The organism is Bacillus sp. BR3(2024) (assembly GCF_039134555.1).
GTDB lineage: Bacteria > Bacillota > Bacilli > Bacillales > Bacillaceae_G > Bacillus_A > Bacillus_A cereus.
In genome coordinates, this window is the sequence record NZ_CP152438.1 from 617,335 (window position 1) to 642,189 (window position 24,855).

The following is a 24,855-nucleotide window of genomic DNA, read 5'->3' on the forward strand; positions in this document are numbered from 1 at the left end:
TCCATAAAGAAAAGACACCCTAAGGTGCCTTTTCTAATAGTTTTTTAGCAGAAGCAACTGCACCCAATAATGATTAATAGTATAAAGAGTACAACGAGTAAAGCAAAGCCTCCAGCAAAACCGCAGCCTTCGCCGCAACTACCACCATATCCCATAATAATAGTTCCTCCTTTAGATAAGAGAATAAAACTAGGGTTCATTCCACGGATGTTAATGGGTTCAATTTACCTTATGTTTTTATGTGTGAATTGAGCAGGTCCTTTTGAAAATAAGGGAGAGATCATTTAATGTGCTTCCCCGGAATATTGATTACCCATTTTCTAAAAAACAAACAATTTAATTATATCAATAATAAGATTATTTAATATAATGTATTAATCCTAACAGAAGGGAGGATTAGCCATGCAATTAGTTTGTTTTAAATTAGTAAATGGTCAATACTTTTTAGTTGTAGAAGGTATCGAGATTCCTGCGCCAATTCCAGCGTTTGCTGCAGCTTTATTAATTGGTTTAGGAGTAATCCCACTTTGTTCTTAATTTAAAGAATTCCAAACAGCTTTACCTTTCAATTGATAAACCCTTAAGCATATGAATGCTTGGGGGTTTTTTATATTAAAAAAGAAAAGACGCCATAAGGCGTCCCCACAAATAGGTAGATAAGACTTTAGTTTTCCAATCTAAAGAAATTTTGTATCAGCTCTTTGAAAGTATATCATAATATCTGATTGATTTATTATGCATTATTACATACTTTTCTCAAACTCTCTAGTTTCTACTAGATAAAATAGAATCCTAATATTACTAAAAATCAAATAAATATTTCTAAAAAACCTAAATATTTATAAGGGTAATAAAAGTGATACATTTAAGGTGCAAATTATAAAAAATATTAAAGGGGGAATAAAGCAGTATTAAAAAAACTATTATAAGCGGTGGGCATTTATACAGGTTATATGAACTTGAATTTTGTTAAAAAGATACTCATTTAAGTGTACTTTTTCTGACTTGGACTAACGTAATTTTAATAATATGAATGATGAAGGCAGATCCCAATAGGGGCATAATGAAATGAAATACCCACAGTGCTTTAGGTATTCTATTATGCAGTGAAATCTTATTATTTAAATGAATTATTTTACTGGATTCAAAGGATTGAAAAACGTATTTGAAATTTAAATACCTTTGCAGAGATAATAAAGGTATTTAATTAAAGCACCTGTTGGCTAAAGTGAGTTTTTCAACAGATTACTAATTTAGGGTGAACTCTTTAATATAATGATACCGGGGCATTTGTCTATTGGGTTTTCAGAAGGATTTAAAATCGTATATCTAAAAAATATAAACATATATATTTTAAGAGAACTGAGCTTGAAAGTATAACGATAAATGTGCTGGATTTACTGACACATTGATAATCGGAAAAACAAACTATTTAAGACCGGTGCTATTAGATACTACAATACTACTGGTTACGTTAATTATTTTTCACTTGTAATAGGGAGGATTGTAGTGTTTTGAAATGTATCTGTTTTTGTTTCCCTATATGAACTATTATATCAACGGGCTCCTTACTAAAATAATGAAGAATCATCATTTGTTTATTCTGATTTCTGGAAAAGTTTTAATAGATTCATGTTGAACAAACATACTTTTTAGAAAGAGGGGAGATTATTGATGGATAATCAATTACTATATCAACAGCAAAAAAGAGAAAAGGCACTTGTGATTGGAGCTGGTATTGCAGGCTTACTTACTGCACGCGTGCTTTCCAGTTATTTTGAGACAGTGATAGTTGTTGAAAAAGATGAGTTACCTCAAAAACCATCTGAACGTCCAGGTACACCACAAGACTTTCATCCTCATCGTGTATTACCACGTGGAGAAATAATTATGAACCGTTTCTTTCCTGGATATGTTGATGATTTGTTAAATCAAGGGGCTCATAATGTCAAGAATGATAAAATGATTCGATTTTCTCCGTATGGGGCACTGGAACTAGTTATAGAACGAAAAGGTGCAGCAAGCAGTCGAGCATTGTTAGAATGGACAATCCGCCAACGTGTGCAAGAAATTCCTAATGTACATTTTTATTCAAAGCAAGCGGTGACAGGCCTTTTAGCTTCGTCTGATCACAAGCGTGTTATTGGAATTCAAATTCAAGAACGAGACGAATTAAAAACAAAGCGAACTGTGTTAACCGATTTGGTAGTTGACACATGTGGTCGTCAATCTAAACTCAATAAATGGCTTACATCTATGGGATATGATGTTCCAGAACCAGAACGTTTAAAGGTGAATTTTGGATATAGCACGAGATATTATAAAGTACCTTCACATATCAAAGAGAAATTGAGTGCAATTTCTGAAGGAGATCCTGCTAAAAACGTTGGTGCTGTAGGGTTATTATATATTGAAGATAACATAGCTCAAGCGCTACTATTTGTTGCTGGAGGTACGCACTATCCACCAACCAATTCAAAAGAATATGAAAAAGAACTGGACTCTTTAGTTACCCCTATGATGAGGGAGTTAATTAAAGAGTTAGAACCAATTAGTGTCCCAAGAGGATTTAGAGCGCAGGAGTCAATTCGTCAACATTTTGAACAAATGGAAAATTGGCCATCTGGATTATTAGTGTTAGGTGATGCTTTTTGTAACTTTGATCCCATTTATGGACAGGGGATGACCGTAGCTGCCATTGAAGCTGAAATGTTAGATGCTTGTTTAAAAGAACATTCTACTCATAAACCTGGATTCGAACGCAAGGTGCTGCAACGTATGCAACAGGCTATTGAGCCGGCATGGTGGCTGAGTTCAATTGCGGATTTACGTTGGAAAGGTGTTGAACATGTAGGAGTTGTTCCACTAAAAGGTGTGAAATTTGCACAGAAATATTTTGATTTATACCTTAAACAAGCTGTAAAGCAAGCAAATGAGGGTAATTCATCCATGCTCCAAAAATATATAATGATGAATGGGCTAGTTTATTCGCCACATGAAATCCTTAACTCAGATGTGTTAAGGATGTTAATCAATGAAGATGAGTCTTCAGAAGAGAATGAGCTTTTGAATGAACTTGGAGAAGTAGATAAGAAACCAATGCAAGAAAGAATACATGAACTAATCCCTTCATTCACATTAGCTTTTGAGAATAGCGATCCAAATTTGTTCTCATCCATTTCAATTTCTAATGTCAAATGAGGAAAAGAAACATTGCTCTAATTAGGGCAATGTTTCTTTTATTAGCTAAGCAGTATTTAATCAACTACTTTTTCAATTGTTGGCATTATAGCGATTGGTGGTAAAGAGTAAGTCCAAGCAGCAGCGTATACGTTTAATTTTTCACCTAATTTGTAGTTTTCACCATTGGATACAGGTACTCTTAAAATTTTATTTTGGGAAACTAGCTCCCACCAATTATTCTGATAATAAAGTGCTTCTTCTTTCGTAAAAGTATCAGCAACAATTAAGTAATTATCGTCTGCTGAAATAACATAGCCCGTGAAAGGTATTTGTATTCGTACCTGTTCCTCCTTAATTGGAGAAGTGTTATTGGCAGTATCCGCAGAAGCAGGTGTTAAGCCAAAAGTAAATCCGCACCCTAATGTTAATGTTGTAATTACTGTTAATAATTTTTGTTTTTTTGAAAACATAATAGAAAGCCTCCTTAAATTTTATTACCACACCAACACCTTTCTAGTCATTTAGATATAAAGCCTTTTTGAATTCAAATATTTAACAATTTTGTCATAAATAAAACAAAAATGTATGTGATATGTATTTTTTTAGAGTGATTTATGATATAATTCACTAGGTGAAGTATTTTCGTGGTTCATCTTTATATAGTTTCTTACCCAACTTACTCTGTAAAATATTATTGGTGAAGAGAGAATGTTTTCTCTCTTCTTTTTTTTATTTGACGTTAATAATATCGATAATAAAGGATGTTTAATATTTTTTAGGCTACTTTGTTATTGGTAGTGAGTTTTGGTACTTATAATAAAATGTAGAGGACAAAAGTTTGCAGGAGGATAGTCAGCTAATCATCTTTTTACGATTCCAAAGTCTTCGTAAATCTTTATATGCTGTGTCAATAAACAAAAAGGTTTGTATTTATCATTAGTTATGATTTGATCTCGTCTACAATATAAAATTTTTGCCTTCAGAAGCATCTTCTTCAATAAGAGAAACATAATCATTAATCTTTAAAGTTCCTCCAGAATGATTAAATATAGTAGCATGCTCTTTTATGTGGTGGATGGGGCAATTATCATGATACGATTACTTTAAATAATTAACATATACAAAGGAGAGTAAATATGCCTATCTATAACAAATTAGTAAGAGATAATATTTTAGAAATTATCAAAGCCGAGGGTCTAAGCTACAACGCAAGAATACTCACACCTGATGAGTTACTAATGGAAATAAAAACAAAAATGATAGAGGAAGCACATGAGTTTAAGGAAGCTGTTGAGAAAAAGGAAGCTGTTGAAGAACTTGCAGATATTTTAGAATTAATTCATGCTTCATTGGGAGCTTATGGAGTAAAGCTTGAAGAGCTGGAAGCGATTCGTAAGGAGAAAAAAGAAAAGCGAGGTGGTTTTGAGAAAGCTATCTACCTTATTGATGTACAGGACTAATAATTACTAAGGGGGCATTGCATGAATAATTTCCTTGAGAATGACCAAACATTAGAATCTAAATTTCGATCTGTTTACTTGTTTGGAAGAAATGTAGCTACATATAAATTTGCTTTTGCAAAGACACTATTAGAGCTAGGGAATAGTAATAATAGTTTTGTAAGCCTTGAGGAGTTGTCGCCGATATTTGCTAAGTATATGTTAGAGCATATTGGGAATGGAAAAAGGCAAATTACTAGTGCATCATCCAAGTTTATTAATGCGCTAGAATTGTATAATAAACAGAAAATTACATGGGAACAGTTGTTGCAAGTTACTGAAAAAGTAGGCTTCAATAATGTAATAGATGCTTTTCATAACATTCCTAATGGGGAGCTTAATACAGTGTTCTATGAAAAGTCTGTTCAGGGAAAAACGTTAGGTATCACATTAACTGATAGTATTTATATCTTGAATGAAAGTGAACAAAGAGCGAATTTGTTCAATGAGATTGAAGGTAGATGGAACTTAGTAGAAAGTGCTTGGACGGAAAGAAATCCAAAGTTAGAAGTTAGATTCGATGGGGAGCTTGAGCAATTCTTCTTTTTGAAGTCTATTACACCAGAGAGGTATTTACACTCTCACGAACGTGTAAATTTAACGTCTGTAAGAAAACCGCTAAATGGGTATCAAAAAGGAAAATGTTTTTATTGTTATAAAAGTATTTCTATTGAGAGTGGTCAACCAAATACCTGTGATGTAGATCATTTTATACCGCTCTCTGTTCAATATTTATCCACGGTGGATATGGATTTAAATGGTGTATGGAATCTTGTATTAACTTGTCAAGAATGTAATAGGGGAGAACACAATGGCAAATTTGCTAGAGTACCACATGAATCTTTGTTAGAACGCTTATATAAGCGTAATGAATATCTAATTGAAAGTAATCATCCGCTTAAAGAAACAATCATCATGAAAACAGGAAAGAATAGTAAGCTAAGAGCAGAATTTTTAAAAGCAACTTTTAATTATGCTTCTTCTATTAAAGGTTCTGAATGGGTGCCTAAAAAATACTACGATATTGGATTTTAGGATAGATGAATACATTAACTTCTAAGATTTATAAATGTAGACAACCTGCATTTATAAATCTTAATTGAAAGAATGGATTAATGAATCTTCAAGAGATTTGTAAGGTGAAGCTCAGTTAGATGAAATGTATGGGCGATTAAGAAAGTGGTAATGAACAAATTATCTAAATAGTTCTTTATATCTCTATAACCTATATATAATAAATGATTATATCTTTAAAAAAGGTGGATAGTATTATTAGAACAAATACCAAATTTGACTAACGACTAGAGGGATCTATAATGCATTTGTATTTTGGGCAAGTAAAGCAATTATTTAGATTAACTCCAAATGAAATAAAGGATTTATTAATAGAAGGATTAAAGTCAAATGCTTTTGCTAAAGAAGAGTTTAGTGAGCAAGAAGTGGACACTTGGGGAATTTCTGTCCAAAAACTTGTGCAGCGACTTAATGAAGGAGATCTTGGAGAAATATCAATCGTATTAGAATATTTTATTCCTGGAAATCTATTAAGACTTGATGCGGTTTTAATTGGCTATACTTCTCAATCGCAATTACATGTAATGATTGTTGAATTAAAGGAATGGGGAAAAATCATTGGTTCACCCGATCCACACCATGTTGATATTGGTGTAAGTCGGCAACCAATCCGACAGCATCCAGCAGCACAGTTAAATCACTATGTAACGTCTCTGAGATGTTATCATAGTGAACTTCAAAAGAAAAATTCTATTCAATTAAGTACAATGAGTTATTTACCGAACTTAACTGAAAAAAATCGGCTATTTGAGCCACCCCATACCATTTATGAAGCAAACTATTTGAGATGTTGTTTTGGCAAAGATGAAGAGAAAAAATTATGCTCGTTCTTAAAAGAATCATTTGTGAACAAACCTGTTGCAAAGCAGGACAATGAGTTATTTACTAATGGTATCTATTCAATGAGTGAAGCTAGTCTTGCAGGTATTTCTAAAGCATTACAAGGAGAGCGATTTGTAGCACTTTTAGATGAACAACGAGATGTGAAAATTAAAGCGATGGAGCTTATTAAACTTGCTTTTCAAAACAACCATAAGCTAGTGCTAGTCATTCAAGGTAATGCAGGCACAGGTAAGACAATATTAGGTTTAGAACTCATTCGACAATACATAAAAAGGTATCCGCTCACTTATTTTGGTACAATTCCTCAAACACTTAGAACAGTTATTGATGGACTAAATAAAGATCATGCTATGGAACATGGATTAGATGAACCAGCTAAATTGCCAACTGTTAACGCAATATTAAAGTTAAGAAATACAGGAGATATTGTTGTAATAGATGAGTCACATCGATTAACAGATGTTCAAGATGTAATGAACAATCTATGTTCAAGATTCCAAATTATTGTTCTACTACAGGATGATAATCAACGTATAAAAATTACTGAACAAGGCACAGTCGATAATATTCGTAGAGCTTTAGGGTATACTCCCGAAATACTTTCACTGCAAACTCAGCAACGAGCAAAAAATAGCGGTACATTCATTCAGAATGTAGATGAATTTTTAACAGGAGACTTATCTAAGAGTGTAGATTTGAAAAAATATGATTTACAAGTATTTGATTCATTACATGACATTGATACTGTACTTAAAGATAAAATGACACAAGGATATAGTGTAAAATGGCTGGCTCCGTTTTGTTGGGATTGGAAGAAGAAAATTGATGATATTCGTATTTGGGATGGACAGACCCAATTTGTAAAAGCATGGAATCCGACGTTAGCTGCGCAATATGAATGGTATAAACAAACAGCTGTTAATCATTTAGAGCAAGTAGGATGTATTTATACGGCTCAAGGCTTGGAGTTTGATTATGTAGGTCTAATCTTTTGGGATGATCTATATTACGATTCTACAAGTAAGCTATGGAAAGTCACATTAAAGGATAATTACGACAATTCGTTTATAAATGAAATAGCAAGAGCTTATGGTGGTACATTTAATAAATATAATAGAACAGTCATTTATAATGGACAACAATATCAAATCGATAATTTTGTAGAAAATGTGAACGCAACAAATGTTGTAAGTGAATTAGTAATGAACATATACAGAGTGCTTTTATCTAGAGGTAAAAAAGGTTTGTATATTTGGTTTAAAGATGTAAAAACAAAATTGTATTTTATGCAGCAATTTAGTCAAAGAAATTAATGGATTATGGTGTAAAAATGAATGAAGTTAAAGAATTAACAGAGGAAGTTATCTTTTAGCATTGATATTATAGGTTGTATCCTTTGCATTATAATGCTTATTATAAGTCTTGTTAATTTTAGAACATGGGTGCATCCTTTTCTATTCTTTATCTGCGGACTAATTTTCTTCATTAATACAGTATATACCCGTAAAGGAAAAGGGCGTAATTAAAATAAAATTGTATCCGTATAACCAAAAAAAGCTATTCTTTTTGTAGAAATATACAGAGAGGATGGCATTTTTTATAAATTTTTTGTTTCAAGATGAACTCCAATGATTTGCTGAGGGATTATATCAATATTTTCCTCCTTCACTTTTAGAACAGCTTGCTAGAGGGGGAGATTTTGCGATGTTATCTGATTATATAAAGATAGCTCATGAGATAGCTAAAAAAGCACATGGTGGACAAGTAGATAAAGCGGGTGTGGACTGTATCAAACATCCTGAGGCAGTTGCTAGCTTTGTAAATACGGCCGAAGAGAAAGCTACTGCTTATTTACATGATGTTCTTGAAGATACTGAGATAACAACTGTTGATTTGTTAAATGCTGGTATACCTCATAACGTAGTTGAGGCAGTGCAGGTACTGACAAAAGAGAAATACACGTCTTATTTTGAGTATCTGAGCAGAGTGAAAGGAAATTCTCTTGCCCGTACTGTCAAACTCGCAGACTTAAAACATAATTCTGATCGCTCAAGACTTGCTAGGAGAACAGATAAAGACCTAAAACGATTAAAGAAGTATCTTAAAGCGATTCAGTTTTTAGGGGAATAAAAGAAATAGCAACTTCTTTAGTTGTAATTTCCTAGAATACTAATTGTATAAAGAAATTACTTCGTGCAAAAGTTTTAAATAATTTAGTTCGCCTTCCCAAGTTCTATCTGCTTCATGTTCTCTTCTTTTTTACCCTCTAATTATCTAAAAAGTTAAATAATATCATTTTAGGATGCGATAGAGTCAGAAGACGTATCCTTAAAAATAGTTTAAACTGTTGATACGTCAATATTATTAGAAAGATAGGTGATTATATGATTCGTGAAGCTGAGCCAAAGGACAGTAATGTAATTGGAAATCTATATAAGAAATTAGCACCCCATAGTAAAAACATTAAGATTTTACCAGAAAGAATTGAGCAAATAAGAAAGGATTCTAATAATTTTTTGTTTGTTTATGAGGAAAATTGTAACGTTATAGGAAGTATTTTTATGACTTTTTGTCTGGACCCTGGATATCAATTTAGACCATATACCGTTTTAGAGTATGTGGTTGTAAATGAAGATTTTCGAGGCAAAGGAATAGGGAGGAAATTATTGGAGCATGTAGAGCAGATGTCAATTGCAAGGGAATCTACAAGAATTATCTTATTAAGTAGTGCAACTAGAACAGAAGCACATAAATTTTTCGATAAAAATGGTTATAATGGAACTATAAGTAAGGGGTTTAAGAAGTATATACCTATTAATTAAGTTTAATGAATAAGAATCATTCGTAGTTATATGGATTTGAGGAGATGATTTTTTCTACATCATTTGTGATATAATACGCTCCCAAAACACTTTTCATTTTTGGAATAAATACACGTGTATATTTTCAATTTCATATATAAGTACGGAAAAGTTGTAGTTTTAATTGAAACTACAACTTTTAATTTTAATTTCACTTTTATAGGAGAGGGGAGATGAAGTGAGCTGGAATAAAATTGTTTTAGTACATTTGCTTTATTTTAAAAGTAGTTTGAGGGAAGAGGGTAATTTGATAAATACACTATGTTGTTCATTTCCTTCTTGATTCATACCTGCTTGATAAGATGTAAAGCCTTTATACGTTTTTCTTTTCCATTGCCATAAGCCATTACTTTGATCGAATTCACCATAGTAATGATTGTAATCCAGTTTGTTCCCAGTGTTTTTATTAAAATTATTGTTAATAAAAATACGGCTATTACCTGCATAGATTTGGTTATTGGTAATTACATTGTTCCGGGTATCGTAATTTAATTCGATTTGGCCACTCTCTTGATCTTTTGTATCATTTTTATAAATCACATTGTTCGTAATCGTATTATTTTCAGCATATCCTTGCTGACTATCATATCCACCAATTGCAATGCCACTCATGATATTATTGGATATTGTATTGTCCCTAACAGTAATACGGCTTGCGCTTTTTCCTGCATGTTCGCTAGCTACTTCAATACCGAGATCATTTTCATAGCTTTGATTTTGCTCAAGGATAATTTGCTTTCCACCATCCACATAAATACCATCAGCTGAATATTCATTATAACTAGTATTATTGATGGATGAATTGTGATGGACAATGTTATTACGAACAACTCCATTTCGTGCCTGATCTAAAGCAGCTACTGGAGATACGCCTTCATGTCCAATCAGTACAATTCCAATATTGTTGTTATCATGCACTTTGTTATTGGTAACTTCAAAAGAATCTACATTTCCATTCACAGCAATTGCTTCACTAAGCCCTAATTTTAAATTTGCTACTTCGTTATTATCGATGACAATATGATTTAAATTATTTTGAGCACTAGATGAAGTACCGTATACAGCAATACCGTGTGCATTTCCATCCTTAACATTTGCTTCAATGTGGTGAATATAATTATTTTTAATATCGATGTAACTTCCTGTTCCAGTGATATAAATACCAATAGGGGTTTCGTTAACTTTCGTTGACTTTAAGTTGCGAAATTCTAATCCCTTTACTTGAATATAATTTTTGTCTTCTATTGTAAATAATCCATCATCTTCTAATTTGACCTTAGAACCATCGAGAATGACTTTTTCATCCTGGTAATTTTGAAAAGTAATGGGTGCGCCTGAGGCACCAGAACGAGCGACACGAACCTTTTGGTTATAAACTCCGCCTCTTATGTAGATTGTACTTCCTTCTTTTGCGACATTAGCAGCTTTTTGAATGGTAGCGAAAGGTTGATCTAATGTACCGGGATTGAGATCGTTTCCTGTTGGAGATACATAGTAATTTGTAACAGAAATTCCATTGCTATTGGATTGTGCAAAGGTAGAGGTAGGGAGTGTGAAAATTAACATATTGAAAGAAAGTATAAAGATAAAAAGCGATTTTTTTAATGAGGGAAATATTGTTTGATATTTCATCATGATCCTCCTTCTTTATTAAGCATTCCTTCTCAACTATATAGTTAAAACTGACGATTTATATCTTGTTTCAATAAAAAAAGACCCGGGATTGAATTCCAGGTCAAAAGACATCAACCACCATGGTCTCCGTCTGCCATCATACTTTGAACGACTTTTACTACGTGACTATCTGTTTGAGAGGTAATTCCCAATGTAAACATTAAAGCAGTAGCAATACTCATCACTTTAATTAGCTTTTTCATTTTAAAGCTCCTTTCGCATCGGCTTTTTTCTTAGCTTGCATTGCTTTATAGAAGTATGTACCTGCTTTGGCATGCTGGCCTTGTTCAAAAATCTTTTCTGCTAAAGCATTACAACATTCATAGATATACTCATATAAATCTTCTCGTTCAAAGTATTCAATTCCTGCAAGAACGGTAGCTTCTAATTTCTCGGCAGGGACATTATTATTAATGTCTCTTAAAATTTTAAACCGATGCTGATATTCTTCATTGTTTAGTTCTGTACAGAGTTGTAATCCTCTTTCAAATAAAGTATTAGCAGTTTCTTGGTTTCCTAGTTTAGAGTGTTCCCTGCCCTCGATGAAAAGGGCTTTATAGTGGTTAGGTTTCTTCTCGGATACTTCAGAGAGGTAGCGAATAGCTAATTCAGACATATTTTGCCCTGCATATAATAAACCTAAATTATGACGAACCATTATAGTGAATTTTTCTTCTCCAATTTTTTGGAACAGATCCATTGCTTTTACAAGATGTTCTTCCGCTAATGCCCATTCTCTTAAATTGGTACATGCCATGCCTAAAAGGTTTTCACAGAATCCAATATTTCGTTCATGGCCTTCATGTTTAGAGAATATTTCTTTAGCTATGTTAACATACTTAATTGATTGGAGTGATTCGTAAATATCGTAATGGAAAGCACCAATTTTATAGTAAAATTCAGCCTGCTCAATTTCATCAGATACCTCATTTAAAAGTTCTTCTGCTTTATCATAATGATCTCTTGCTATTGAATAGCTTCCTACAGTACTTGCATGAATTGCTTTAAAGAAGTGATAGTAGTAGGTTAATATATTATCATTTGGAATTTGAAAAGATTCTACTTTATCAAAGCATTCCTTTGAAATATTTAAATTGTCTACTATGTATTTATAACGAAAATCTAATAGAGAGTAATATAAGTGCAAACTCTGATCCGAGACATCTTTCATTCTATTATCGATTTCTTCTTTTAGTTGGTGAGCATTATCAATGCGTCTCGCACGGATTTCAATATACCAATCATTTAACATATTAGTGACTACTTCATATTCTTTGACTAAAGTATCCATAGTAACCTCCTCATCCTATTGCAGTATATGTATTAATAATAACAGAATTTGGATATATTTTATCTAAAAATATAGAAAATTACAACTAATAAAGGCGCTATAAGTAAATTTATGTCTAAAATTATATATTTTTAGAGATTATTGGAGTTTATATAAAAGGAAAAAGAAACATAAATAAGAAATATATATTATGGAGATTTAATAGATATTAGTTTATAAGATTTCCTGCTATATAAGAATATATGTTGAATAAATGGATTTTTTAGGGAATTTAAAATCTCATAAACTATACTTGTCTTTCTCACTTATTTTTTCTCACTTTGGGGGTGTTTTTTATAGAATGCGTTAAGTGCTATAAAGGTTTTAGTGATGAGTATTTATATTGTCCTTTCTGCGGATTTAAATCTAATTCAAGAGAAAAGGGGAATAATGTGATTAACGCTGGAACGGGTAATGTAAATATCGGATTGGGTATTAATAGTAAGCAAGATATTTATATTGATAATCGTAATCTATCTAATCAGGAAGAAATAGTTGTAGAGTATGAAGATAGATTGGATAGGGAAGTCCTTGGAGGAGTGAAGGGTTATAGAAAAAGGTTTGAAATTTCAGGGGTTTTATCTATAGTTTCTGCTGTTGTTACTATTGTGGGGTATTTTTTTAGTAATAGTGACTATAAGATGTTTTTATTTATGATAACATTCGGTCTAGTTCTATATGCAATGGATCAAAAAAGTAAGTATCAAGACTTAAATAAAGAAGGCATAGTTTATAGAAATAAAAACCCTATTCTCTGTGAAGAAGACAGTAAGGTATATAAAGTGAGTAAATACGGTTCTTGTCCAATCTGTAAAGGAAGAGTTAACATCTATCATGATAAAAAGATTGATAGAAAGCTAGGGCAGTGTGTTAATAATAAGGACCATTTATATACTTATGATCATACTACAAATATTGGGTTTCCCTATGTATACTTTCAAATATATGATAAGAGATAATTATAATATCTAAAGGGGGCTTTTAATTTGATAAGCCTCTTTTTAATCCTGCTATTTCAACAATAGATAGGATTTAAATATACTAAAGTAAGTAGTTTAATTATGTATTAACAAATGAATAGTTCATGAATATGTCTAGTTTAAAGCGAGCAAGTAATTGGTCCTATGTTTTTCACTATGCACCTATGATTAAATAATTTAGGATTATCAATTTTTGTTTAGTAAATATTCAAGTTTGTTTAAATCTATCTATTAAAAAGAAATTTGCTATACAGATCAATTGCTATTTTATTGTTATAATCGTCTGAATATTTTATTTTATGCTAAAATAAGGGTATTATATGTTAGTTTATCTGTAATTATATTAGAAGTTATAGAGGTAATTTTTTTATCCACTGTAGGAGGAGTTAACATGTTGCTAAGTAACAATGATATAAAAAGAGAGTTAATTAAAGCTAAAAATTTGGCAATATTTCCTTTGAAATTAGAGAATGTTAAAGGAAGTTCAATAAATCTTACTGCTAGTAGACACGCATGGAGGGTTTCTGATAAAAAATCTGCTGTTGTTAATAATAAAATAATAATCCCTCCTAATGATACTGTATGTATATTTGGGGAGGAGGCTATATGGGTATCTAGACGTATAGGAGGTACATATCATCCTAGAGTATCTCTAGTTTCCAAAGGATTAGGTCATATTTCAACTACATTAGATCCTCAGTGGTATGGGCTTTCTCTAGTAGCGGTCTCCAATCCTACTTCATCTCAAATAGAAATAAGAGTTGGAGAATCTTTTGTTTCTATAATGTTATACTATTTGAAAAATCCAGCGCCCAAAGGAATTATAGAAAATCAAGCTAGTCGTCCCGACATATCTAGAGGTTTTATTTTATCAGATGAAGAGGATTCATACCTTCAAGAGCAATGGCATAGAACCCATCAAGGTATTGTAGATAAAATGTTAAGCTCAGACAGTTATAAAGACCTTGTTAAGGATAAAACAAAATTCAGAAGGGGGTTAACAAATTGGTTAAGTCATCCCCTTGCGAGTAGTATAATAGGGGGACTTATAACTACAATAATAGGAGGAATAATTATTTTTTATCTTGGAATGAACTGATTTTTGAAAGCCTTATCATAGTGTTTTTTTGTAAAACTCATATAAGAATGACATTAGTTAAAATTTGCATGTAAATTTAACCAATACTAGATACATATATAAATTTACTTTTAAAAAACTTTGCAGGAGGCACACAAAGAAATGTCAAGGGAAGTTTTATTTTACCTTTGAATGATTGGTTAAAAAGGATGTTAGAAAAGCATCCTTTTTTTATTTGTTAACACTTTATTTATGGATAATATTGAAAAATATAGTATAATTTTAGGGGAGTATTAGTTTTTCTTAGAAATTAATTGAACTTTTTATAATTTTTTTGTATACGATACACAATAAGTTTTAGAAATGGAAGTGATGAAATGAGGGCAGTTCATTTATCGGATTTTCACATATCAAAGAATAATTTAGACGAATTAAAAAGCTATATAATTAAACCTTTAATTAATGATTTAAAAACTTTACATAATGAGAAACCAATTGAATTTATTTTCTTTACAGGAGATTTAATAGACAAAGGTGGATGTAGTTTTAGTTCTATTGAGGATGCTTTTAGAACCTTTGAATTAGAAGTAATTGAGTATATTACAAAAGAGTTAGATATACCTAAAGAGAGATTTATTATTAATCCTGGGAACCATGATATTTTGAGGGGTGCAGATAATAAATATCAAGAAATGGGGTTAAAACAATATTTTCATGATTTAAATTCAATTCATGAATTTTTAAAGGATGAAAACCAGTATATAGAAAATACTAAAAGAGTTAAGGCATATAATAATTTTGAAAAAAATTTATATAAAGATTTAGAAAATGTCACTGTTAATTATTTTGAAACAGTACATAAATATACTATAGATAATAACGCTATTGGAATAGTTTCTTTAAATTCTTCTTGGCGCTGTTATGACGATAATGATAGAGAGAATTTATTAATTGGTGAAAAGCAAATAGTAGATTCTTTAAAGTTAATAGAAGATGCCGATGTGAAAATAGCACTTGTACATCATCCTATTAACGAGCTTTCAAAAGTTGAACAAAGAATTATTAGAGCACGTTTAAATTCCAATTTTGATCTTGTTTTATTTGGACATGTTCACACTGCAGATACTTATCAATTTTCTGATATGACTGGAACTTCAATAACTTCTATCTCTCCTTCAGCGTGGACTGATAATCGTTATAATACGGAATATCAATATTTAAATGGGTATGTATTAGTTGATTACGAATATACAAATAGTTGTACTTTTACATATCGTTGTTATTCAAGTGAGAGGAATAGTTTTGTTTTGAATACCCAACTAGGAAGGGAAGAAGGAAGGACTGTATTTTCTTGTCCCAGTAGAACTTCATTAGAGGAATTTAAAAAAAAAGAACAAATTATTCGAATGCTCGAAGGGGTTTACACTGATACTGTAAATGAACACTTATTAACTTATGAAACGGATACAATAGCACCCAAAAAGTTAAATGATCTATTTGTAATGCCACAGATTGTGCAAAAGAGTGAGGATGTCGTGGACGAGGGTGTTTCAAAAATTTCTGAGAATGTGTTTTCAATGAAAGATATTTGTAACAGTTCAGAGAGCATACTATTGGTTGGAGTAAAAGAAGCTGGAAAAACAATTCTTTTAGATAAAATCATGATAGAATACTTGAATAAATTTAATGAATACAGAAAAATCCCCGTTTATCTGGATTTTGAGGAAATAAGCGGAAGTAGTGTGGACACTCTAATCTCTCGTTTTACAAATATACCAATACGTGAAATAAGAGATGGGATTATTGATATGAATGATATAGTTCTATTGATTGATAATATTCAATTTGAAAACAAAAATGTTTCTTCTTTAAATAAATTAGAGCGTTTTATTTTAAATAACCCAAAGATAAAATTAATAGTGACATGTACGTCAAATGGGGAAGGGGAGCTCCCTTTATCAGCAATTGGTAATTCAATTTTGCAATATTTTTGTAAAACGTACATCAAACAATTCAATACAAAAGATATAAAAAATTTAATGAATAAATGGTTCATTAATCGATCGGAAGTTGCATCTAAAAAAGAATATTTAGAGAAAGTAATTAATACGTTTAATGCTTTAAATATTCCAAGAACTCCTTTGGCTGTATCTATGTTCCTATGGATTATTGAAAAACAGGAGAATTATAAACCTGTAAATAATGCACAGATGTTGGAGAATTTTTTAGAAAGATTATTTTCTAAAGCTGATATACATGAGGTATATTCGGGTGATTTTGGATATAAGAATAAGGAATCATTATTAGCTGATATAGCTTATGAAATGTATTCTAAAAAAAATATTCGTTATAGATTGGGCTATGGGGATTTAAGAGCATATATTGAATGTAATTTAAAAGAGAAAATGTTTGATTTTGATGCTGATACAATATTACAGCACTTTTTAAATAAAGGAATTTTCACATGTGAAAAAGAGGATGCAATAAAATATGTTAGATTTAAATTCTCTTGTTTTTTTCAATTTTATTTAATGAAGAATATAGATTCCAATTCGCAGTTTAAAGACTATATTTTTCAGGATCTAAATTATTTAAACTTCGTAGATGAATTAGATTATTATACAGGTTTAAATATGAATAAAACCGAATTAGTGGAAAAAATAGTTAATAACATGAATGAGGAATATTCAGACTTAAAGAATAAAGTGTTGAATTTTGGAATAGATACTTTCTTTGAAACTAAACATACAATTGTTAGTAAATTAACCCCGGATAGGGTGGAAAGCATAACCACGGAAATAAAGCAAAATGATGATTATTATGAAACTAAAGATAGGGAGTTGGAGAATCATACAAGTAGGAATATTGAAGTTAAATTAGAATCTTTAAATCCAGTACAAAAATTAGAACGACATTGGGTTTTAGCAGCAAAAGTGTTAAAAAATAGTGAAGAAATCAGAAAAAAAGATTTTAAAGTTAACGCATTAAAAGACATTACTCTATCGGCAACATTATTTGCAACACTATACAAGTTATTTTTAATAAAAAAGAGAAGTGAAGATGAAGAGGAGTATATTACAGAAGAGCAAAACATTTTGATTTACAAATTATTACCATTAATACATCAGGTAATACTAACTGAGACCGTTGGAACTGGAAAGTTATTAGTTGCTTTAGAGAATATTATTGATGATAAGGAATTTAAAGAAAAGTCAGAATTAGAGCAATTTACATTTGTATTTTTATATGCAGATTTAAAAGGGAAAAGGAAATTTAAGTATATAGATCGTCTGCTAGATAATCTTAAGACAAGCTATATAAAAGATATGATTTTCTTCAAAATAATTGAATACTATCATCGTTTTGATATAACTGCCGATGAGGAAAAAAAATTATTGAATTATATTGGAGATTTGACAGTTTCAAAGAGTCCATCTTCAAATATAAGAGTAAATCAAAAAACAAAGTCATCTATAATTACAAAAGTAGAAAAAGAAAAAATACAGCAAAAAATGTTAATGGCCAATTAATGAATGCTGGAAATTAAGAGTGCTAAGCTATACAGGAGATATAATTCTATTAATGTATACTAATGGATAATAGATATATTATGAAAATGAGAGAATATTTGGCATTTATTCATCAAGTAAGCAACAGTGATAAGAATTTTATAACGCGGCCTTTCCTAATATTATATTAGAGAAAGGTTGTATTATTTTTTATAATATCCCAATTAATTAAATTGTGATTTAGCATAGGAATACATGACTTTATTATTTTATATTTTGTTTAGAATAAATAAAATTGGGATTTTAACAGTGTATTTTTTGTTTGAAATCCTTAAAATAAATTGTTATATATCATATAATCAGTTTGTTTTAATTTAATAAAATAGTTAGTGTAATTACTTAATGGTTATTTACAGAATAATATGTCAACACGGATTTCTCACCAATGCTAATATAAAAAATTGATGCTTCTTTCAAATCTCAACTATAAATAATAAAAATCAACAAAAATTTTTTCAGGATTATTATGCATTTATAACTTTTTTCCTCTCAATAATAAATACAATTTCAATTTGGTATTTTTCTAATTAAAGAATATTTTTCTCTTCTCCTTATTAAAACTACTGTATGTTTCTTTCAAAATCTAATTTTCAAAAGTGGAACATTCTATTTGTATAATGAAAAAATCACTTGGATTCTTTACGGTGTTGTAAGTAATTAAAAAGATAGACAGGTATTTATTAAATTGATATATTAAAGAAAAAAGTTGGGGGATATTGGTATATAATGAGCAATCAATTAATTTTATTAAATGAGGTTTTAAAAGAATATGGTGAATCAGGTGGTTTCAATGATTTGTCTGTAGCGTTTGAGCATTTTGCAACTGAGCAAATTTTTAAAAATTATGATATTGGTATCGATGAAGTTGAAGCAGGACTAAGTAGTGGTTCTAAAGATGGAGGGGTAGATGGGGTATTCCTATTTTTGAATGAAGACCTTATTTTTGATTTTGATCAGGTTAATATTCAGAATAATAAAAATGAATTTGATATATATTTAATACAGTTCAAAAATACTAGTCAAATTGAAGAATTGGTTTTAGATCGATTTAATGGTAATGTAGATTTAATTTTTGATCTTGAACAAAATAGAGATACATTACTTAATTACTTTAATGAAGAATTTGTTGAGAAAATTCTATTAATACATCAGATATGGAGAAAGATAGGACATAAGAGCCCAACAATTAATGTGAATTTTATACATGCATGCAAAGGAAATAAAACTAAAACATTGGGTCCAGATAATGAAAATAAACAATATATAAATAAAATCAAGATATTAGAAAATAAGGTATTAAAGATGGGAGGGAAAAATTTCAAATATAATTATGAAGTTTTAGATGCAGAATGGTTATTAGAGGCAAGTCAAAAACAAAGAGATTACTCTTTAGAATTAAAACTCAATGAGAGTCCTATAGGAATAGATTATTTAAATGAAAAACAAACCGGATACATGGCCTCTGTAAATATCGGAGATTATTATAAGTTTTTATGTGAGGAAGATGGCTCATTAAGAAAATATTTATTTGAATCTAATATAAGGGATTATCAAAATAAAACAGCAGTTAATAACTTGATTACACATACATTAAATAAAGAAGAAAAATATGACTTTTGGTGGTTAAATAATGGAGTTACTATTATTGCAAGTAAAAGTAGCTTAGTAGGAAAAACTATGGATTTACAAAATGTTCAAATAGTTAATGGCTTACAAACCTCTCATACAATATACAATGTACTTAAAAATAAAGAAATAAAAGAAGATCCAAGATCGTTAATGTTGAAGATTATTGTGACAGAAGACAAAGAAACAATGGATGCTATTATTAAAGCAACAAATTCACAAAATCCCGTATCAGCTTCTTCTCTTAGAGCATCAGATAAAGTGCAACGACAAATTGAAGAATACTTACTTAAAAATGGTTATTATTATGATAGAAGAAAAAATTATTATAAAAACCAAGGGAAACCGAGAAAACTTATTATTTCAATTTCTTATATGTCGCAATGTCTAATGTCGCTCTTGCATAAAGATCCTTCTAAAGCACGATCTAATCCGACTACACTTCTCAAAAATAAAAAGGATTATCAAAAGCTTTTTAGTGAAGGGAGACAGTTAGAGGTATATTTTAAATCCGTGGGTATTATGAAAATTGTTGAACAAAAATTAAAAGATTTTTCATTTGAAGATACAATTGAAGAACAAATCAAGAATAATTTTAGATTTCATGTAGGGAGAATATTAGTATCATATTTACTAAATAAAGAAAAGTATAATGATAAGCATTTTTTAAATTTACAAATTGAATGTATTACGGACGAAAAAATTGCTGATTCTATTAAGTTACTTAAGGCTATTATTAACAGTTATCAAAAGCAAACGGGAAAAAGTGATTTAATTAACATATCTAAAACGACAGATTTCAGCGAGTATATTTCTAAAAATATTCTTACAGTAATTGAAGAATTACAAAAGGAAGGAGTGGTTTAAGAAACCACTCCTTTTTTATTTAAATTTTATTCTGATGGATAGCGAAGAATAAAATTTGTGTATGGCGTTTATACATGAGAATCCAGTATCAAATTTTGAATTGTGTAATAAGGTAAAACACAACAGTGAAATTATTAAATAAATATCATTTAGATCGACTATACAACAAATGAATATCCAATTGAATTTAATTATTTTCTTAAAGAACAAATAATAATAAAAACAGAGGGATATAATAAGTTGTGAACGAGTGTTAGAATAGTACGTTTTTTGTTTACCCAAGAAATATCAAATTAAGTATGGTAGGGTCTACATGGATATTTGAAGCACAGTATATAGTTTATTAAATAATCTTGTAGTCTATGCTCTTTTTGGTAGTCTTATTTTCCCATTTTTAATGGGGATTTTTCAAGATCTATATGTTAACCTGTGCCATATGGTTATAAAACATAAATCAGGCTCTATTCTAGATTCAAAAACATAGTTTCTATATCTATAATTCAATTTGGAAAGGAAAGTTTTTTACTTCACTGGATTGTCTACAAGTTGTGTGCTTGAACATAACTTGCTCATATAAAAAACATAGTTTATACGTTTTATGAGAACCATGTTAAAGTGGCTGTGAGAAAAAGCAATTTGTTTATGATTGTGCAACTGTAATGGCATTTCTATGAACAATGAATGTTTTATTTAAGTATTATATAGAATTGGAAATTAATACGGTTCTATATAAAGGTTTAGTGGAGTGTTAAACAGCAATAAATATTCACTAAAATAGTTTAAATAGGATTCAATATGTACTCTTCAAATAAACTATAGTCAATGGATAAGGCGTTTTTCTCTAATTCCCTATACTTTTTTTGTAAGTCCTCGTTCCATCTATTTTCGTTATTTAAAAACTGTTTAATCATCCTAAATGTTGAGCTGTTCTTTATAAGGGTACTTAAAACGCCTGCATATGCCGCTGTTTCTATTCCTTCATTTAAAATCGATTCAGTATCACTTGCTATTTTAGTTAATCTCCGGGATGTTGGTTGAGTTTTATAATCTAAAATATTTTGATAAACGTTCTCTAATAATTTATTAATAGCTTCAGATAATTGGTATCTCATTAAAGCCACTTTGGATGAATCATTTAGGTTTAGTTCTTGTATTGTATTTTCACCAGCTAGCGAAATCGGTCGCAATCTATATAAATCTAGTATCATATGCTCATTCGGATTCATTATAGAGGGATTAACAAAAGGATTAAGTTTTGTATCGAAAGTACCTTTATTACTATTACAACGTTTACAGCTAGGTAATAGATTATCCCATGCTATAACTTCATCTGGATAAGCATTTTTATGATGAAAATGCTCGACTTCTATGTAGTTAGATTCTTTATTTAACATGCATTCACAATATACGCATTTATTATGGGAACTTTGCAAAAGTGCCTTTTTTATATATTCTTTATTCCAAACAGATTTTTTACTTTTTTTATATTCTTCTGTAAGTTCTCTTTGCATCTTTGAGGTTAGTTTTATAGGACAGCTCACTTTTTTAATTTTTATCATATTTCTTACTCCTTGTGGAAGCAATCTGAATTCCTAGAATTTTACCTAAATGGTTATTTGGATGAAGTAGTTTATTAAACTTTTCTAGCTTAATAGATGCTTTTTCGACGTCAAGTAAATCTATAGAATTTTCTATAGATTTAAGTAATTCATTGTATAAGTCAGAATGGGTATTTTGAAGGCCCATTACATCTGCTAAAATTTCTTCTATTGACCATCCCTGATATCCATAAATTGTATTGGAGTTACTTCTATAAGCATAACACGAACCATGGTTATTTTTAATTGCTATAACCTCATTGGCTTTTGTAACTTGCACTATATGGGGACTATGTGTAGTTGCTATTATTTGTGCGTTTGGTACCATCCACCTTAGTATTTCAAGTACCTTTTTTTGCCATTCAGGGTGTAAGTGTAAATCTATTTCATCAATTAAAATCACACCATCATATTCTTGAATAGGTCGATTAAAGCCAGCTTCAGTCTTAGCTTTTTTTATTATTTCTAAAAATATAGATAAACAAGATAAATATCCAGCAGATAAATAGCTTAAAGGCATCTCTCCATCGTATGTTTTTACCAATATTTCAGCATCTATTTGTCTGGGGATATAGGACATCTTATACTTTTTATTATTTTTATCTGTATTTTCTTCATTTAGTATTACTCGGCTAAATTGAATTTTAGGATCTAGTCTTCGAAAACATTCAATTGACATTTGTATATCTGCATATTCGTATGGCGATAAATGTTCTTTCATAAACATTTTATAAAACCATCTTTGTATGTTACTTAGTTTATTACCATAAAAGGTGCTTACTTGAGTTCTATGTATATTAAAATATAAGAAGTTAGTAGAAATTTTTTTATTAGCCCTTGTTGTATGGGAGTCATCTAAGTAAAATTCATTATAAAAATTATTTTGTTTGTTATACCCATATATAAAATAAAAGCTTTTATCAACATTTAGATTTTTCTTCAAGCTATTATTTTTTTTGTTTTTCAGTGCAGAAGCAATACACTCTAAAATAGTGGTTTTACCTATACCATTTTGACCACATATAATATTAATTCCTGGTTCAAATGAGATTTTTAAATTTTTTATGCCATTTACACCAAATATATCAAGTCCTTCAATTTTAAGCATACAGTTCACTTCGTTTCTCTATAATAGTATTTCTCTAATTTTACATTATTTATATATTTTTGTGGGGAATTTTAGCAATATTTATTTTTCCTCAGCTATTAACCTAAAGTAAATATCTGTACATCCAACTAATACAGTATAGATTGAAGTATTTACATCTACATTATAGTATCCTTTACGAAAATGCTTCCCTCTACAAACCAAACACTTCTCAAATTGTTTACTTATATATATTTTGGGAATGGGTCTTTATGAATAAATAAACGTGGACAGATACTAATGTGCTACATATAATTTATGGATATTTTCACCAAATAAATACCAACAAATCTTCTTGAAGAATACTTCTCTTTGGTTGAAGAAAAGAACAACACCACTTGTTAGCAAAACTTAAATAACAATAAAAATCCTTCCAACTAGGTAAGGGCTTTTGGTATTTAATTTTTGATTGTTAAACAAAGTACAGGGAAACCGAATTATAACTGCAAAGATTTATAAATTCATTAAAGGGCTAGTTCTTGATGCCATTTCTATAATACTCCCCTTGCGTTGAATTGAGAGTCGTTACAAACTATGTTTAGTAAGAACATTGAACTATTTATTTTTTTAATTATAATAAAATAATATATAAATATATAATTTTAACAAAATTCATTTCAAAAGGGTGGTAATTCAAATTGAATTTAGGACTAATTGTTGGTATTCTGCTAATACTTGTTTTTGTATGGGTTATAATATCAGGGATTCGTAACGGAGACGCTACTATCTCACAAATGTTTGGAAGTGTAATTTGTATTTTTGTATTAATTTGGCTAACTAAAGGTTGCGTACCTATATCAAAAGAATCGTATGAAGAACAAATTGTATCTAATGTTGAAGGCTTCCAACATGATGCTATACAATTTCAAAAAGCTATTGAAAACTCCTTTAACTACTATGAAAAGGGTAATGTAGTGTATTCGAAAGAAGAAGCAAATACTATATTAACAGATATACTTAATATTCAGGACACTGTAAAAAATCTAGAAGAATCACAAAGAGAAATCAAAAAGATGAAAATACCTGATGAATACAATTCCGCCCATACAGATTTGGAAATAGCTACGCGTTACCTTGTATTAGCAGCAAAAGCTATTAGTTTGTTTAAAGAAACAAACGACCCTGAAGCTCTAAATAAGGCACATGAGTACCTTAATCAGTACAGTGCCAACATAGAAACCGCAGTTATTGAGTTTAAAAAAGTAAATGATATAGATATTATTAAAAAATAACACATATTAAAACGATTATGTTCTCTAATTTGTGGGCGGAAAATACAAGGAAGGGAAAAAGATATACTTTATTGAAGACTTAATGTGTTATAAATAGTTTAAATTGTTACCCTGGGACTAGGAATATAACCCAAGACAAGATCAGTTGGTAGCATAATTTTTAATGTGTAGGTTAATGTAGAAAGAGAAGAGGGAATATAAAGAGATAAATTTCTAAATTGTATCTAATATCTCAAAAAGCTTTTTAATAGTCTTATCAGTTTCTGAAATAATAAAGGATACGAATTTTGTTCG

Annotated in this window: 19 protein-coding genes; 12 read left to right on the forward strand and 7 right to left on the reverse strand. The window is 30.1% G+C overall.

The window, feature by feature from the left end; genetic code table 11:
* Positions 1-44: 44 nt before the first annotated feature.
* Entirely contained in the window at positions 45-155 is a 111-nt protein-coding gene (locus V7S45_RS30415) for a YjcZ family sporulation protein (protein WP_000540371.1), read from the reverse strand.
* Positions 156-402: 247 nt separating this feature from the next.
* Between V7S45_RS30415 and V7S45_RS30420 the strand changes: the two genes are divergently transcribed.
* Both V7S45_RS30420 and V7S45_RS30425 read left to right on the forward strand, forming a co-directional pair.
* Positions 403-537, forward strand: a complete 135-nt coding sequence (locus tag V7S45_RS30420; protein WP_001177694.1) for a hypothetical protein — start codon at positions 403-405, stop codon at positions 535-537.
* Between the two features lie 1,137 nt (positions 538-1,674).
* Complete coding sequence (locus V7S45_RS30425; RefSeq protein ID WP_342762058.1) at positions 1,675-3,201, forward strand: FAD dependent oxidoreductase; 1,527 nt, start codon at positions 1,675-1,677, stop codon at positions 3,199-3,201.
* 56 nt (positions 3,202-3,257) lie between these two features.
* Here V7S45_RS30425 and V7S45_RS30430 read toward each other — a convergent pair whose 3' ends face one another.
* Complete coding sequence (locus V7S45_RS30430) at positions 3,258-3,653, reverse strand: DUF3221 domain-containing protein (RefSeq protein WP_000491765.1); 396 nt, start codon at positions 3,651-3,653, stop codon at positions 3,258-3,260.
* A gap of 666 nt (positions 3,654-4,319) precedes the next feature.
* Here V7S45_RS30430 and V7S45_RS30435 point away from each other — a divergent pair.
* The 5 genes from V7S45_RS30435 (at position 4,320) to V7S45_RS30455 (ending at position 9,421) form a co-directional block, all read left to right on the forward strand.
* Complete coding sequence (locus V7S45_RS30435; RefSeq protein WP_025687507.1) at positions 4,320-4,643, forward strand: nucleoside triphosphate pyrophosphohydrolase; 324 nt, start codon at positions 4,320-4,322, stop codon at positions 4,641-4,643.
* A gap of 21 nt (positions 4,644-4,664) precedes the next feature.
* A complete protein-coding gene (locus V7S45_RS30440) occupies positions 4,665-5,717 on the forward strand; it encodes an HNH endonuclease domain-containing protein (protein WP_025687508.1) in 1,053 nt (350 codons plus the stop codon).
* Positions 5,718-5,998: 281 nt separating this feature from the next.
* Positions 5,999-7,912, forward strand: coding sequence for a DNA/RNA helicase domain-containing protein (locus V7S45_RS30445; protein WP_025687509.1), 1,914 nt, complete (start codon positions 5,999-6,001; stop codon positions 7,910-7,912).
* Positions 7,913-8,303: 391 nt separating this feature from the next.
* Positions 8,304-8,729, forward strand: a complete 426-nt coding sequence (locus V7S45_RS30450) for an HD domain-containing protein (protein WP_025687510.1) — start codon at positions 8,304-8,306, stop codon at positions 8,727-8,729.
* Between the two features lie 254 nt (positions 8,730-8,983).
* A complete protein-coding gene (locus V7S45_RS30455; RefSeq protein WP_016090543.1) occupies positions 8,984-9,421 on the forward strand; it encodes a GNAT family N-acetyltransferase in 438 nt (145 codons plus the stop codon).
* A 252-nt stretch (positions 9,422-9,673) separates the two neighbouring features.
* Here V7S45_RS30455 and V7S45_RS30460 read toward each other — a convergent pair whose 3' ends face one another.
* The 3 genes from V7S45_RS30460 to V7S45_RS30470 form a co-directional block, all read right to left on the reverse strand.
* Positions 9,674-11,092: a right-handed parallel beta-helix repeat-containing protein gene (locus tag V7S45_RS30460; protein ID WP_342762059.1), complete on the reverse strand. Its 1,419-nt coding sequence runs from the start codon at positions 11,090-11,092 to the stop codon at positions 9,674-9,676.
* 113 nt (positions 11,093-11,205) lie between these two features.
* Positions 11,206-11,337, reverse strand: coding sequence for a hypothetical protein (locus V7S45_RS30465; protein ID WP_000733479.1), 132 nt, complete (start codon positions 11,335-11,337; stop codon positions 11,206-11,208).
* Complete coding sequence (locus V7S45_RS30470) at positions 11,334-12,425, reverse strand: Rap family tetratricopeptide repeat protein (protein ID WP_342762060.1); 1,092 nt, start codon at positions 12,423-12,425, stop codon at positions 11,334-11,336. The genes V7S45_RS30465 and V7S45_RS30470 overlap by 4 nt, the downstream gene beginning before the upstream one ends.
* A gap of 431 nt (positions 12,426-12,856) precedes the next feature.
* Here V7S45_RS30470 and V7S45_RS30475 point away from each other — a divergent pair, with 431 nt between their 5' ends.
* The 4 genes from V7S45_RS30475 (at position 12,857) to V7S45_RS30490 (ending at position 20,584) form a co-directional block, all read left to right on the forward strand.
* Positions 12,857-13,423, forward strand: coding sequence for a hypothetical protein (locus V7S45_RS30475; protein WP_342762061.1), 567 nt, complete (start codon positions 12,857-12,859; stop codon positions 13,421-13,423).
* Between the two features lie 412 nt (positions 13,424-13,835).
* Positions 13,836-14,543, forward strand: coding sequence for a hypothetical protein (locus tag V7S45_RS30480; protein WP_076775526.1), 708 nt, complete (start codon positions 13,836-13,838; stop codon positions 14,541-14,543).
* Between the two features lie 356 nt (positions 14,544-14,899).
* Complete coding sequence (locus V7S45_RS30485) at positions 14,900-18,052, forward strand: metallophosphoesterase (RefSeq protein ID WP_076775528.1); 3,153 nt, start codon at positions 14,900-14,902, stop codon at positions 18,050-18,052.
* A 765-nt stretch (positions 18,053-18,817) separates the two neighbouring features.
* Positions 18,818-20,584, forward strand: coding sequence for an AIPR family protein (locus tag V7S45_RS30490; RefSeq protein ID WP_076775530.1), 1,767 nt, complete (start codon positions 18,818-18,820; stop codon positions 20,582-20,584).
* A gap of 779 nt (positions 20,585-21,363) precedes the next feature.
* Here the strand turns inward: V7S45_RS30490 and V7S45_RS30495 are convergent.
* The gene (locus V7S45_RS30495) at positions 21,364-22,143 is read right to left on the reverse strand and encodes a hypothetical protein (RefSeq protein ID WP_076775532.1); all 780 of its coding nucleotides are present in this window, start codon (positions 22,141-22,143) and stop codon (positions 21,364-21,366) included.
* Positions 22,130-23,290 carry an AAA family ATPase gene (locus tag V7S45_RS30500; RefSeq protein WP_076775534.1) on the reverse strand — a complete coding sequence of 387 codons (1,161 nt, stop codon included), beginning with the start codon at positions 23,288-23,290 and terminating at the stop codon, positions 22,130-22,132. The genes V7S45_RS30495 and V7S45_RS30500 overlap by 14 nt, the downstream gene beginning before the upstream one ends.
* Before the next feature lie 677 nt (positions 23,291-23,967).
* Here V7S45_RS30500 and V7S45_RS30505 point away from each other — a divergent pair.
* Positions 23,968-24,561 carry a hypothetical protein gene (locus V7S45_RS30505; RefSeq protein WP_001048486.1) on the forward strand — a complete coding sequence of 198 codons (594 nt, stop codon included), beginning with the start codon at positions 23,968-23,970 and terminating at the stop codon, positions 24,559-24,561.
* Positions 24,562-24,855 lie beyond the last annotated feature (294 nt).